This is a genomic window from Pedobacter yulinensis (genome assembly GCF_003029735.1).
GTDB lineage: Bacteria > Bacteroidota > Bacteroidia > Sphingobacteriales > Sphingobacteriaceae > Pedobacter > Pedobacter yulinensis.
This window is the reverse complement of the sequence record NZ_KZ686269.1, coordinates 196,411-210,827: the sequence shown is the minus strand read 5'-3', so window position 1 is coordinate 210,827 and position 14,417 is coordinate 196,411. Positions and strand designations below refer to the sequence as shown.

At 50.6% G+C, this 14,417-nt stretch carries 13 protein-coding genes; 5 read left to right on the top strand and 8 right to left on the bottom strand.

Annotated features, from left to right (window positions below):
• Positions 1–103: 103 nt before the first annotated feature.
• Positions 104–2,707 carry an ATP-dependent chaperone ClpB gene (clpB, locus tag C7T94_RS08265; RefSeq protein ID WP_107214905.1) on the top strand — a complete coding sequence of 868 codons (2,604 nt, stop codon included), beginning with the start codon at positions 104–106 and terminating at the stop codon, positions 2,705–2,707.
• Between the two features lie 192 nt (positions 2,708–2,899).
• The gene (locus C7T94_RS08260; RefSeq protein WP_107214904.1) at positions 2,900–4,009 is read left to right on the top strand and encodes an acyltransferase family protein; all 1,110 of its coding nucleotides are present in this window, start codon (positions 2,900–2,902) and stop codon (positions 4,007–4,009) included.
• Here the strand turns inward: C7T94_RS08260 and C7T94_RS08255 are convergent.
• From C7T94_RS08255 to C7T94_RS08230, 5 genes are all read right to left on the bottom strand, one after another.
• Positions 3,999–5,213 carry an MFS transporter gene (locus tag C7T94_RS08255; protein ID WP_107214903.1) on the bottom strand — a complete coding sequence of 405 codons (1,215 nt, stop codon included), beginning with the start codon at positions 5,211–5,213 and terminating at the stop codon, positions 3,999–4,001. The genes C7T94_RS08260 and C7T94_RS08255 overlap by 11 nt on opposite strands.
• Positions 5,214–5,296: 83 nt before the next feature.
• Entirely contained in the window at positions 5,297–6,202 is a 906-nt protein-coding gene (locus tag C7T94_RS08250) for a ribonuclease Z (RefSeq protein ID WP_107214902.1), read from the bottom strand.
• Positions 6,203–6,267: 65 nt separating this feature from the next.
• Entirely contained in the window at positions 6,268–6,654 is a 387-nt protein-coding gene (locus C7T94_RS08245) for an STAS domain-containing protein (protein WP_107214901.1), read from the bottom strand.
• 83 nt (positions 6,655–6,737) lie between these two features.
• Positions 6,738–7,688 (bottom strand): phosphoribosylaminoimidazolesuccinocarboxamide synthase, encoded by a 951-nt coding sequence (locus tag C7T94_RS08240; RefSeq protein ID WP_107214900.1) that lies wholly within the window; start codon positions 7,686–7,688, stop codon positions 6,738–6,740.
• A 637-nt stretch (positions 7,689–8,325) separates the two neighbouring features.
• The gene (locus C7T94_RS08230; RefSeq protein WP_107214898.1) at positions 8,326–9,285 is read right to left on the bottom strand and encodes a PhoH family protein; all 960 of its coding nucleotides are present in this window, start codon (positions 9,283–9,285) and stop codon (positions 8,326–8,328) included.
• Between the two features lie 103 nt (positions 9,286–9,388).
• Between C7T94_RS08230 and C7T94_RS08225 the strand changes: the two genes are divergently transcribed.
• From C7T94_RS08225 to C7T94_RS19490, 3 genes are all read left to right on the top strand, one after another.
• Entirely contained in the window at positions 9,389–10,168 is a 780-nt protein-coding gene (locus tag C7T94_RS08225; protein WP_107214897.1) for an SAM hydrolase/SAM-dependent halogenase family protein, read from the top strand.
• A gap of 133 nt (positions 10,169–10,301) precedes the next feature.
• Complete coding sequence (locus C7T94_RS08220) at positions 10,302–10,820, top strand: hypothetical protein (protein ID WP_239494959.1); 519 nt, start codon at positions 10,302–10,304, stop codon at positions 10,818–10,820.
• 16 nt (positions 10,821–10,836) lie between these two features.
• Positions 10,837–10,983 (top strand): hypothetical protein, encoded by a 147-nt coding sequence (locus C7T94_RS19490; RefSeq protein WP_204353244.1) that lies wholly within the window; start codon positions 10,837–10,839, stop codon positions 10,981–10,983.
• A gap of 50 nt (positions 10,984–11,033) precedes the next feature.
• Here C7T94_RS19490 and C7T94_RS08215 read toward each other — a convergent pair whose 3' ends face one another.
• The 3 genes from C7T94_RS08215 to trxB all read right to left on the bottom strand — a co-directional run bounded on the left by C7T94_RS08215 (position 11,034) and on the right by trxB (position 14,290).
• The gene (locus tag C7T94_RS08215; protein WP_204353243.1) at positions 11,034–11,984 is read right to left on the bottom strand and encodes a D-2-hydroxyacid dehydrogenase; all 951 of its coding nucleotides are present in this window, start codon (positions 11,982–11,984) and stop codon (positions 11,034–11,036) included.
• Between the two features lie 17 nt (positions 11,985–12,001).
• Entirely contained in the window at positions 12,002–13,066 is a 1,065-nt protein-coding gene (gene serC, locus C7T94_RS08210) for a 3-phosphoserine/phosphohydroxythreonine transaminase (RefSeq protein WP_107214896.1), read from the bottom strand.
• 261 nt (positions 13,067–13,327) lie between these two features.
• Positions 13,328–14,290: a thioredoxin-disulfide reductase gene (trxB, locus tag C7T94_RS08205; protein ID WP_107214895.1), complete on the bottom strand. Its 963-nt coding sequence runs from the start codon at positions 14,288–14,290 to the stop codon at positions 13,328–13,330.
• Positions 14,291–14,417 lie beyond the last annotated feature (127 nt).

Sequence of the window (14,417 nt, the reverse complement as noted above, 5' to 3'; positions counted from 1 at the left end):
ATTATATTTCAGACAGTTAGTCATATTTATATAAATAAGACAGACAAAATTTCCGGTTTCGTCAGTCAGCGGCGGGTGGCACCCGATTTGAATATGCCCGGATATGAATTTCAACAACTTTACAATCAAGGCACAGGAGGCCGTTCAGCAGGCTTCCGAAATAGCGCAGGGCAATCAGCAACAGGCGATTGAAACTGCACACCTCTTAAAGGGTCTCCTTACGGTTGATGAAAACGTCGTCTCTTACGTTCTTAAGAAACTCAACGTAAACCTGAATATCCTCAACCAGCAGCTCGACGCTGAAATATCCCGTTACCCGAAAGTCAGTGGCAGCAGCATTTATCTGTCATCGAATACCAATGCCGTGCTCCAGAAGGCACAGGCCTATGTGAAAGAATTCAAAGATGAGTTCGTCTCTGTAGAACATTTGCTGCTGGGCTTACTGTCTGTCAACGATGCCGTGGCCAAATTGCTGAAAGAACAGGGTGTAAATGAAAAAGACCTGAAAAAGGCCATTACTGACCTGCGCGGAGACAACCGGGTTACCGACCAGAATGCAGAAGCCACTTACAATGCACTGAACAAGTACGCGCGCAACCTGAATGAGTATGCCGAGAGCGGCAAACTTGACCCCGTTATTGGCCGTGATGAAGAGATCAGGCGCGTGATCCAGATCCTCTCGCGCCGTACCAAAAACAATCCCATCCTGATTGGTGAACCCGGGGTGGGCAAAACGGCCATTGCAGAGGGCATTGCCTTTCGCATTATCAAGGGCGATGTGCCTGAAAATCTGAAAAGCAAAACGGTCTTTTCGCTAGACATGGGCGCCCTGATTGCTGGTGCGAAATACAAGGGAGAATTTGAAGAACGCCTTAAAGCAGTTGTTAAAGAAGTGACCCAGAGCGATGGTGAGATCGTCTTGTTCATTGACGAGATTCACACGCTGGTCGGCGCCGGTGCCGGCGAAGGTGCCATGGATGCAGCCAACATACTCAAACCGGCATTGGCACGGGGTGAACTGCGGGCCATTGGCGCGACCACACTGAATGAATACCAGAAATACCTGGAAAAAGATAAAGCGCTGGAGCGTCGTTTCCAGAAAGTACTGGTCGATGAACCGGATACCCAGGATGCGATCTCCATTCTGCGCGGCCTGAAAGAACGGTATGAAACGCATCACAAAGTGCGCATCAAAGACGAGGCGATCATTGCCGCGGTTGAACTTTCGCAACGATACATTTCAGACCGCTTCCTGCCAGACAAGGCGATCGACCTGATGGATGAAGCGGCTTCCAAACTGAGGCTGGAAATGGACAGCGTTCCTGAAAACGTCGATGAGCTTGAGCGCCGCATCATGCAGCTGGAAATTGAACGCGAGGCCATCAAGCGCGAAAAAGACGACAAAAAGGTACAGGAACTAAGCGAGGAGATTGCCAACCTGGCCGCCGAGCGGAACGAACTGAAAGCGAAATGGCAGGGTGAAAAAGACCTGGTCGATCACATTAACAGCCAGCTGGAGCAGATCGAAAACTATAAACTTGAAGCTGAGCAGGCCGAGCGTGCCGGCGACTACGGCAAAGTGGCCGAATTGCGGTACGGAAAGATCAAAGAAGCGCAAGACTCTGTACAAAAGCTAAAAGCCGAGCTGGAAAACCGCCAGAGCGACAGCCGCATGCTCAAGGAAGAGGTTACAGCAGACGATATTGCAGGTGTGGTAGGACGCTGGACGGGCATTCCGGTTACCAAACTTGTGGCCAGCGAGCGCGAAAAGCTCCTGCACCTGGAAGAAGAACTGCACAAACGGGTAGCTGGTCAGGACGAGGCCATCGAGGCCATTTCTGACGCCATCAGGCGTTCGCGGGCAGGGCTGCAGGACAAAAAGAAACCGATCGGTTCATTTATCTTCCTTGGTACTACCGGCGTCGGTAAAACTGAACTGGCCAAGGCCCTGGCAGATTTCCTCTTTAATGACGAAAACGCCATGACCCGCATTGACATGAGTGAGTACCAGGAACGGCATGCGGTGTCCAGGCTGATCGGTGCGCCTCCGGGTTATGTAGGTTACGATGAAGGCGGGCAGTTAACGGAGGCCGTACGCCGCAAACCTTACTCGGTGGTCCTGCTCGATGAGATCGAGAAAGCCCACCCTGACGTCTTCAACATCTTGCTGCAGGTACTTGACGATGGCCGGCTGACAGATAACAAAGGCCGGGTGGTCAACTTCAAGAATACGATCATCATCATGACCTCGAACATCGGCTCGCACCTGATCCAGGAGAACTTCAAGGACCTGAGCGATGACAACCGTGACCTCGTTGTTGCCAAAACGAAAAGTGAACTCTTCGAACTGCTGAAACAAACGATCAGGCCTGAATTCCTGAACAGGATCGATGAGCTGATCATGTTTACGCCGCTTAACCGCACCGAGATCCGCGACATTGTGAACCTGCAGTTTGAACAGGTGAAACACACGCTGGCCGATATGGGTATCCGCATCGAGGCGTCTGCCGAAGCGCTTGACTGGCTCGCAGAACTGGGTTACGACCCGCAGTTCGGTGCACGGCCGCTGAAACGCGTGATCCAGAAAAAGATTCTGAACGAACTTTCGAAAGAGATCCTCGCAGGCAAGATCGATAAAGATAGCAGCATCCGGCTGGACATGTTTGACCATAAGTTCGTGTTCCTGAACAACGCTGGCACCGACTAACGCCAACCGGCATACGAAAGCCGCTTTCCGAATGGGAAGCGGCTTTTTTTGTACTAGCACAGAATCGTGTGAACGGGCAACCGCAGGCAGCTGTATACATACTCCGTACTGCCTGGCTGCCAGCACTTTGAATTTACCGGAATTATCGGTAGACTTGATCTGTCCGCATTAACCTGGTGCGGCAAGACAAGCATGCAACCAACCACTCATGCCCCCGGCAGACTGCGCTCACTCGATTTTACACGCGGCCTCATCATGGTGCTGCTCGCCTTTGAAAGCGTAGAACTGTATGAACACCTGAGGTCGGCTGTGCCCGCGCACAGCGGCCTCCAACCATTTCTTGCGCAATTCTTTCACAAAGGCTGGCATGGCTGGCGGTTCTGGGACCTGATACAGCCCCTGTTCATGTTCATGGCCGGCATATCCCTGAGTTATTCCCTGACGCGGCAGCAGCTACAGGGCGTTTCCTGGAATAACCGGCTCAACAAAATACTGAAACGTGCCGCCCTGCTGATCTTCTGGGGCATTTTTAAACGCATATCAGACCCCGATTGGTTCGCAATTGAGCGTCTTGACGTTACAGATATCCTGACGCAGCTGGCATTTACAACGCTGATCGCGTTTTTCCTGTTCAGCTGGTCTTCCCTGCGGCAGGCCGCCGCCTGTCTCCTGCTTCTTGTCCTCACAGATACCCTATACCGTCATTTTTCTGCACCGGGGTACCAGGGTGGCTATACCGATGGCGAAAACCTCGGCAATTATGCCGACTGGTTGCTTTTCGGCCAGAAATCGCGGGGCTATGTCTTTATCAACTGGGTTCCGACCGCGGTACACACCATAGCGGGTGTAATGGTCGGGCGGCGGCTTCTTAGCGGAAAAAATCCGCTCAGGATCATGTGCGGAACGGGGCTGGTACTGCTGGCAATTGGCCAGGCACTGGACTATACCGCCGTTATTCCGGTTATAAAACCGGTTGCCAGCGTGTCGTTCATCCTGGTATCGCTGGCCTGCTGCCTGTTCATTCTTTCGCTTTTTTATTACCTGATCGATAAACGGAACCTCGATCCCGGCCTTGCTTTCTTCTCGGTCTTCGGCATGAACGCCATCTTCATTTACCTGTTTTTTGACATTGTTGGCAGGCACTGGCTGAATGGGTACGTGGCCATGGTCCTGACGCCGGTGCTTCACGCCGCAGGGACAAGCGCTGCGCTCACACCGGTCCTGTGTTCAATTGCCACTTTTGCGTTGGAATATGGTCTTTGTTACTTCCTCTACAAGAGAAAAATATTCTTTAAACTGTAGTGCGTTTTTCGCGCGATTCAACATTGGGGAGGAAACCGGTCAGCAGTCCGATCAGGGGCAGGTAGGCACAAATGCTGAAGACATACTCGATACTTGTCTTGTCTGCAAGCGCGCCCAGCAGGGCCGAACCGATACCGCCCATGCCGAAAGCAAATCCAAAGAACAGCCCCGCTACGAGGCCTACTTTACCAGGAATTAATTCCTGGGCATAAACCAGGATGGCCGAAAATGCCGAGGCCAGGATCATCCCGATCGGTACGATCAGCACGCCGGTCCAGAATAAGTTGGCGTGGGGCAGCAGCAGTGCAAAGGGTGCCGTTCCAAGAATGGAGAACCAGATTACGTATTTACGACCGATCCGGTCGCCCACCGGACCACCGAAAAGCGTACCGGCTGCAACTGAAAACAGGAATACGAACAAGTAGATCTGTGAACTCTGCACGCTGACGCCGAACTTGTGAATCAGGTAAAACGTAAAGTAGCTCGACAGGCTGGCCATATAGAAATACTTAGAAAAAATAAGAATGAGCAGAATAACGATCGCAAACACGACGCGGCCACGCGAAAGCTGATTGGTATGTACAACAGCCTGTTTTTTACGGTCGCCCATGCGCTGCAGCTGCCCCTTATACCAGCCGCCTACCCAGCGCAGCACGGCAATGGCAAGCAAAGCGATCAGCGAAAACCAGGCAATACTCGCCTGCCCGTTCGGAACAATGATCCATGCCGCAAGCAAAGGCCCCATCGAGCTGCCGGCGTTGCCACCCAGTTGAAAAAGCGATTGGGCCAGTCCCCGTTTTCCACCCGATGCGGCGTGCGCCATGCGCGAAGCTTCGGGATGAAAGATCGACGATCCGATGCCAACGAATGCTACAGAAACCAGCATCAGGTAAAAATGGTTGGAAAGCGAAAGCAGCACCAGGCCGGTCAGCGTAAAGCCCATTCCCATGGCCAGCGAATAAGGCTGCGGCTTTTTATCGGTATACAGGCCGACAAAGGGTTGTAGCAGGGATGCAGCAAGCTGGAAAGTTAAGGTGATCAGGCCGATCTGGCCAAACGTGAGGTGGTAATTGGTCTTAACGATCGGGTAGATAGCGGGAATCAGTGACTGGATCGTATCGTTCAGCAGGTGCGAGAAGCTGAGTGCAAAAAGAATCGGGAAGATGGTTTTTTCAGCAACTCCACCCGTAGTAGAAGTGTTCATTCTCTCAGGGTTAGGCCGCAAAATTATTGATCGCCAGGCGGAGAATTGTCAGCCAAATATCACTTCGTACTTGAATGTTGAAGCTAAAGCGTATAGGTTCGCCCCTCAAGAGCAAGCTGGGTCTGAGGAAATACAGCACGCGCCTCATCAAGAAGCGCCTCTAAGGTTTTGTACCGCGACGAATAATGTCCGATAATAAGTTTTTCCGCACCGGCTTCGAGAGCCGCTTCGGCCGCCTGAAGGGCCGTGCTGTGATGCGTTTCATTGGCACGGTCAAGCATTTCATGTAGAAAGGTTGCCTCGTGATAGATCGTGTTGCTGCCTCTAATCGCTTCGAGGTATGTACCGTCGCAAAGGGTATCGGAACAATATGCATACGACCTGGGTTCTTCGGCCGCGGTGGTGTAGTCAGAAGCGGGCAGCACACGGCCATCGGGCAGGGTCACATCCTGGCCTTTTTTCAAAGCTGAGAAATAGACCACGGGCACATCTGCCACCTTTTCCTTAATCAGTTTACGCTGCCGTTTTTTCTGGCTGAACCGGTAACCGGTACAGGGAATACGGTGGTTGAGCGGGAAACTGGATACGACAAGATCACTGTTTTCGAACACTGTTCCGGGCCTATCCGGATCAACGACATGAAAGTTAAGCTCGTACCGGATGACGGTCTCGGAGTGCCTGAATTGTAGTTCCAGTATTTCCTGGAGGGCTGCCGGTCCGAAGATATCGAGCGGCTTGATTCTGCCGTTCAGGTGCATGCTGGAAAGAAGGCCGATCAGGCCGAAATAGTGGTCGCCATGCAGGTGCGTAATGAACACGTAATCGATCCTTGCCGACTTGATATTGAAACGGATCAGTTGCTGCTGAGTCCCTTCACCGCAATCGATCAGGTAGATCTTTTCATTGCAGTTGAGCACCTGTGCACTTGGATTGCGGTTAAAAACCGGCGTAGCCGAACTGCTTCCAAGAACGGTCACTTCAAATTTCATGGATTAACTCTCCTTCCGGTAATGAACTGGTTTTATGCAGAGAACAGTAAAATGCCACCCGATGTTTATTCACTGACGTCGGTTCCACGCAATTCTTTTTCCACCTCTTCCATAAAGATGAGGTCAGTGGCCTCTTCAAGCCGCTGTACAAAGGTAACTGAGTTGTACATGTTAGAGATGCTGACGATTTGCCGGAGTTCCTTTTGCACACCGGTAACGATAAAAATGCCGTTCGAAGATTTGCACAGCCTGTCGCCCGCAAGCAGGCTGCTCAGGTCCTGCGCATCGCTGCATTCTTTTACAGCACCCAGGTCCAGGATGATGTTTCTGAAACCTTCAGAATGAAGAATGTATAATTCTGCTTTCAGGCCCGCAGCAATCTCATTGCTGAATTTTGGTTCCTGAAGCGTAAGTGCAACGTATTTATCGTGTTTATCTACTGAAAATTTCATTTTTGCTGTCCGTGGCAAGGCCGCAACCCTGCGTTTCTAAATCTGGGACCTTCAACCCCACTGTCGTTACGAATATAAAGAATTTAAGACGACAAGCGCTGCAAAGCGCTCAGAATGTTTTTCTCGATGCGTGCTGTGATCTCAAGCGTATCACCGCGCTCAAAAGCCTGCCCGGTTATCTGCTCGTATAGTTCGATATAACGGTCAGATATCGAGTTTACTCTCTCAGGCGTCATTTCCGGAACCTGCTGTCCGTCTTTGCCCTGAAAACCATTCTCAATGAGCCATTTCCTGACAAATTCTTTCGAAAGCTGTTTTTGCGCTTCGCCGGATGCCTGGCGCTCCTCATACCCGGCAGCATAAAAATACCGTGATGAGTCGGGCGTATGGATCTCATCGATCAGGTAGATCTGTCCGTCGGCTTTCCCAAATTCATATTTGGTATCGACCAGGATCAGGCCGCGGTCTGCAGCCATTTCAGTACCGCGGCGATAAAGCGCACGTGTATAGGTTTCCAGCTGGTCATAATCCTGTATAGAGACAATACCCTTTGCCAGGATTTCCTCGCGGGATATGTCTTCGTCGTGGCCTACAGCGGCCTTGGTTGTGGGTGTGATGATCGGTTCAGGAAGGCGGTCATTTTCTTTAAGTCCGTTGGGAAGCGACACGCCGCAGATACTGCGTTTACCAAGGCTGTACTCGCGCCAGGCATGCCCGGCCAGGTAACCGCGGATGACCATTTCAACTTTAAAAGGTTCGCAAATCCGTCCGATGGTAACCATCGGGTCAGCCACGTCGATCACCCAGTTGGGGACAATGTCGGCGGTAGCTGCCAGGAAACGTGCCGCGATTTGGTTCAATACCTGCCCTTTGTAGGGAATGGCTTCGGGAAGCACGACATCGAAAGCCGATATACGGTCGGTGACCACCATGGCCATGTAACGGTCAGAAATGGTATAGACATCCCGGACTTTGCCTTTATAGAAATGACTTTGCCCGGGAAAGTTGAAATGCGTTTCTTTTATTGCGTTCATGCTGTAAAAGTACGAAGTAAGATTGAGATGTGAGAAATGAGATGTGCGTACCCTGAACCTGCGTACCTTCCGGTTTGTCTGTTAGACGGAGCGCTGGCAGAGGAAGGAACTGCTGGAATTCCGAAACGGTCTCTTTGCTGCGATCGGAATGACATAGTCGGTGTGTGGCCGAGGGGTTATGCGTCGTGGTCTCTGTTCTTTGCTCTTTACTCCATGTCCAGCCCCTGCGGTCGACGGGCTTTGCGCTCCGGTTGTTATTCCTGTTCCGCTATGTGGCAATGCCAGCGGCTCCTAGCCGCGGTGGCTACTTCTTTTCGCGCCCAAAAGAAGCAGAAGGCGGGCGGCTGTGTATCGCTTCTTGCATAAAAGCATCCAAAGCCTGATGGCGGCGGGGAAAGGCCCGGAGACTTTGCACCTGTCTATTCCGGGCTGGTTCCCCTCCTGGGTCATTCGCAACCTCTTCAGAACACTGCAAGACTTTGCATACTTTTCTGCGGCGAGACGATACAAGGCCGCTTCGCACCAATGAAAGGCAGCAAATAAAATTTTGGAAAGCTGTACGATTGAGGGCCACTGCTTCTGCAGCACGCCGGTTTGCAAGGTTGAAGGGTTAGAATCTGATTAATTCCTGACGCTGCTACTGAATATCCCCGTAGGCCTTCAGGATACTTTTTACCAGCTTGTGCCGCACCACATCTTCCCCGCTCAGGTAGATCAGGTCGATGCCTTTGATGTCGCCAAGTATGCGCAGTGCATTATGCAGCCCCGACATTTGTTTTTTCGGCAAGTCAATCTGTGTTACATCGCCGGTTACAATAAACTTGGCCGAAGGACCCATGCGCGTCAGGAACATCTTAAGCTGCATGTCGGTGGCATTCTGCGCCTCGTCGAGAATCACGAAACAATTATCGAGTGTACGCCCGCGCATGAAGGCAAGGGGTGCAATTTCGATTGTCCGGTTTTCTATATAGTATTTCAGTTTTTCGGGCGGTATCATGTCATCCAGCGCATCATAAAGCGGCCGCAGGTACGGGTCTATTTTCTCCTTCAGGTCGCCGGGCAAGAACCCCAGATTTTCACCTGCTTCGACCGCAGGCCTGGTCAGAATAATGCGTTTGATTTCTTTGTTCTTCAGCGCGCGTACGGCAAGCGCAACTGCGGTATAGGTTTTACCGGTTCCTGCGGGCCCAATTGCAAAAAGCACATCGTTTGATTTGATGCTGTTAACCATCTTGCGCTGGTTGGCCGTGCGCGCCTTGATCAGCAGTCCGTTGGTACCAAAAACGATGACCTCGCCGCCCCCGGGCGTTTTTTCGGCGCCGGCGTCACTGACTTCCGTTTTTCTTTTTGTAAGCAGAATGGCCTCGACATCGTTTGCGCTCAGGTTACCGAAGCGCTCCAGCTGACCCACCAGTTCGGCAAACTTTGCCTCAAAGTTTTTAAGCTCTTTGTCCTCTCCAAGTGCCTTTACATCACTGCCCCGCGCCACGAGTTTGAGCTTTGGGAAAGCCTGTTTCAACAACTCATAATGCTCGTTATTTGCACCCCAGAATTGTACCGGATCAACGGTTTCGAGTGTCAGTTTTAATTCGTTCAAGCTTCAGTATTTTTTAGTTTCAGGTGGTTAATTCACATAAAAATTGAATATTTGCAAGCAGTATGCCACCTAGGCAAGATTAAGCATAAATATTGAAATTTTAATGGGGATAATCACTTTAACCACAGATCTGGGATCGAAAGATTTCTACAAGGCTGCACTGAAAGGCAGCCTTCTGAGCCTTCTCCCTTCTGTGAATATCGTAGACATTACCCATGAAGTTCCATCGTTCAATATCTCCTATGCAGCCTTTGTACTCAAAAACGCTTTTGGCTATTTTCCTAAAAACACGGTGCACCTGATCGGCATTGACAGCGTTTTCAATGAAAACACCAAATACATTGCGGCGCGGTACCGCGACCATTATTTTGTGGGAGCAGACAACGGCATTTTCTCCATCCTTTTCGAAGATGTCCCTGACGAAGCCGTTGAATTGAATATTATGCAGGACCTGAAATACCTGCACTTTCCGCTGGTCGACATTTTTGTGAAAGCGGCGATTCACCTGGCCAAGGGAAACCGTCTTAAGGAGATTGGCCTGCCGGTGGCAGAACTTGAACAGAAAATGCTGCTCAGCCCGGTCATCGAACGTGACATCATCCGCGGCAGCGTCATCTACATTGACACATTCTGTAACGTGATCACCAACATCACGAAAGACCTGTTTACCGGATTGCAACGCAACCGGGACTTTACCTTATACTTTCGCAAGAGCGAGACAATTAACCGGCTCAGCTGGCACTACAATGAGGTGCCCGAAGGCGAAAAGCTGTGTCTGTTCGGCATCAGCAACCACCTGGAAATTGCCATCAACAAGGGTAAGGCAAGCGGCTTGCTTGGTCTTCATCTGGGCGACATTGTCCGGGTAGAGTTCCACTCCTAAAAACAAAATTGCATGTTTACACGTTTGAAAACCATGCAGAATTTTACAGAAGGTCCCTTGCGTGCGCCATCCTGGCTGCTTTTTCAGGCTGCACCGCTGCTTTCTGCTGCTGCTTCACGGAAACTCCCTTAAAATGTTACGAACCCTATTTTTTAGTCTCTGCATTTGTTTTTTCTGCGCATCGTCAACCGCCCGGGCCAACCTGCAACAGGATTCGGCGGCTTATGAGGCCCAGCGGGCAAAAATTAACAGCCTGCTCCAGCAGCGCAGTGAAGAGTTTGGCCGTTACGACCAGAGCCTGAATATGCGAACCGGGATTTTCGGCTTGCAGACAAAAAAGGACATCCGCAACTCCAATGAGATCCTGCGCCAGATCGTGCTGAATGACAACGCCATCTTTAAAGAGCTCAAGGTTTTACTTGATTACAAGGACCTTCAGGTCAAACAAACCAGTTCGGCGGTGACCGACCACAGCGATCGCCTGGTGCGTTACCGGGCCTCCATCAAGCAATTACAGGACAACAACCAGGAACTGCGCGAACAGGTTAAAAAACTGGAAGGGCGCAAAAGCCTGGCAAACTATATCGTCGTTTTCCTGTTACTGGTTGTAACCGGCGGCGTGTACCTGTTTTACCGCAGCCGGAAGGTCTGACGGAAACCCGAAAACCATGACAAAAGCTTTTTTCAGGCTCCTTGCACGGATCAATAAAGCCGTGCTGCCGGGATATTATAAAAAGGACCCGGCCCGGTTAACCAACCTGCAGAAGGCACTAACGGCCTATCGCTACTGGGTACTGATGCGCGCTATGGACTAGTACAAAAAAAGGCGCCTTGCGGCGCCTTCAGCGTATTAAAAAATCAAAAACTAGTTAGAAAAATGGGCAATGATCAGGCTGGCCAGTTCTGAGCCAATGCGCTCCTGGGCTTCGTTGGTCGACGCCCCGATATGCGGCGTCAGCGAAATTTTCGGGTGTTGTAAAATTTCGGCTCTGGGGCTTGGCTCGTTGTCAAATACGTCCAGACCGGCAAATGATACCTGACCCGAGTCAAGCGCCGCGATCAGGGCCAGCTCATCTATCGTGCCTCCGCGCGAACAGTTCACCACTCCAACGCCCCGCTTCATTTTTGCAAATGTTTCAGCGTCCAGAATGGGCCGCTCGGCGAATGGCGTATGCAGGCTGATGAAATCGCTTTCTGTAATGACGCGTTCAAGCTCGACCGTCTGCACCGGAATATCAACAAGAATATCGCCCTGGAAACGCATGGTAATGTGCCCTTCGTACGGATAGAGGTCATAGGCCAGTACATGCATACCGAGGCCCAGGGCCACCTTGGCAGTTTCGCGCCCAATGCGGCCAAAGCCAATAATACCAATGGTCTTTCCGCTCAGTTCCGTACCCTTTGCATACGCTTTTTTCAGGTTATTAAACTGGGTACTGCCGTCTACGGGCATTCTGCGGTTTGCATCCTGCAGAAAACGAATACCTGTGAACAGGTGCGCAAAAACGAGTTCTGCAACCGAAAGCGAAGAGGCTGCCGGGGTATTTACTACAGCAAGGCCTTTGCTGCGTGCATATTCAACGTCTATATTGTCCATACCCACACCGCCGCGGCCAATGAGCCTGAGGTTCGGGCAGGCGTCGATGAGTTCTTTACGAACCTTCGTGGCGCTGCGAACGGTGATCCCATCGTAATTTAGCAGTGCCGAGGCAAGTTGCTCCTGTGGAATGGTTTCTGTATCGACCACATATCCGGCTTCTTCTAGCATCCGCTTTCCGATCGGGTCGATTCCATCATTGGCAAGTATTCTTATCATTTGGTTTCGGTTATAATTTATTTATTCTTTTCGGCAAAAATCTGCATGACCTCGATCAGCGCATGTACACTGGTAATGGAAAGCGCATTGTACATGGACGCCCGGAAACCACCTACACTGCGGTGTCCTTTGATGCCCACAATGCCATGCTCTTCAGCCAGTTTCAGGAATGGTTTCTCGAGTTCAGGATTTTCCATAACAAATGTGATGTTCATCCGCGAACGGTCCTCAACAGCGCAGGTGCCTTTAAACAACGGATTGCGGTCGATCTCGGCATACAATGCTGCGGCCTTGGCTATATTTTCTTTCTCGATCTCAGCCACACCGCCTTTTGAACGCAGCCAGCGCAGGTTAAGCAGTGCTACATAAATAGAGAAAACCGGAGGTGTATTGTACATCGATCCGTTTGCAATGTGCTGCTTATAATCAAGCATAGACGGGATCTTATTGCCGGTTTTACCCAGCAGTTCGTCTTTAACAATGACGATGGTGAGACCCGCCGGACCAATGTTCTTCTGGGCGCCGGCATAGATCAGCCCGAATTTTGACACATCGAACACGCGGCTCATGATGTCTGAAGACATATCACAGACCAATGGTACAGCTGTTTCCGGAAATTCGAAATATTCTGTACCATAAATGGTGTTGTTGGACGTGAAATGCAGGTAGGCGCTGTCTGAAGGAACAGCGTACTCTTTGGGTATATAGGTATAGTTGGACTCTTTGGAGCTGGCGATGACGTTAACATTGCCGAGCATTTTGGCTTCTTTAATTGCCTTGCTGGCCCAGACACCTGTATCCAGGTAACTGGCGGTCTGGCCCTCGCCCAGGAGATTCATGGGAACCATGGCGAACTGAAGGCTCGCTCCGCCCTGCAGAAACAACACCGAGTAACCGGCAGGAACGTTTAACAGCTCTTTCACCAGCTTTTCTGCCTCGGCAACAACAGCCTCGAACTCAGTGGTGCGGTGCGAGATTTCCAGGATCGATAAACCATCGTTAAAATCTAAAACAGCCTGAGCAGCTTGTTTAAACACCTCCTGCGGCAAGATACATGGACCGGCTCCGAAATTATGTTTCATTTTGTATTGATTTTTATGGCGTAAAAGTAAAGTTTTTGGCCCAGTTATCTGGTTCTCATTTTAATTTTTATAAAGTTTTTAGCAGTATGATATACATCTGTCAAACAATTGTCTGTTTGTTGAAAATATTGCAACGTTATCGACTTTTGATAAAAAACCTGCTAATACGTTTTTGCACCCCTGCCATGGTTGCGTCGGAAAGCAAAAAGGACCCTGTAACAGTATACAGGGTCCTTTCGGCATCAATTGCTGTAATCTTCATTAGGCAACAACGGCATCCTTTTTTGCGGCCAGATAACGTTCCGCATCCAGTGCGGCCATGCAGCCTGAGCCAGCGGCGGTCACTGCCTGGCGGTAATAATGATCCTGCACGTCGCCCGCGGCAAAGACCCCTTCAATATTGGTCTTCGTTGTACCGGCCTGGGTAATCAGGTATCCCGTTTCATCCATATCCAGCTGGCCCCTGAAAATATCGGTGTTTGGCTTGTGGCCAATAGCGACAAAAAATCCGGTCACCTCAATAACAGCATCTGCCCCGGTCTGGTTGTTTTTCACCTTTACACCGGTTACGTTTTTGCCATCGCCTATGATTTCGGTTGTTTCTGTATTGTATATTACTTCAATGTTTGGAGTATTCATAACGCGGTGCACCATGGCCTTAGAGGCCCGGAACTCATCACGGCGAACAAGCATGTAAACTTTACGGCATAATTTGGCCAGGTAGGTAGCCTCTTCTGCGGCCGTATCGCCTGCACCGACGATGGCTACGTCCTGCCCGCGGAAGAAAAAGCCGTCGCACACGGCACAGGCCGAAACACCAAAGCCGTTGTATTGCTGTTCACTCGGTAATCCGAGCCACTTGGCGGTTGCGCCGGTAGAAATGATCACTGTATCGGCCGTAATGGTCTTGATTTCATCGACAACGACCTTATGCGGCAGCGAGGAAAAATCGACCGAGCTTACATAACCGAAACGAATGTCGGTTCCGAACCGTTCTGCCTGTTTGCGAAAATCTTCCATCATTTCAGGTCCTGTGATTCCGGTCGGATAACCCGGAAAATTTTCGACGTCTGTGGTTTGCGTAAGCTGACCGCCCGCTTCCATGCCGGTATATAAAACAGGTTTTAGGTCGGCCCGGGCTGCATAAATTGCAGCGGTATATCCGGCAGGACCCGACCCAATGATCAAACATTCTACGTGTTCGGTTTCTGTCTGGTTATTCATGAATTAGTTTTTAAAACGCAAAATTAACTAAAATAAATTGCTTGTCTAAGCTCGGTACCTGGCCCGCGGACAATTTCAGTCTCTGCTGCGTCATTTGTTTGAGGAGCTTTTGTTGTTTCCGGGCCGG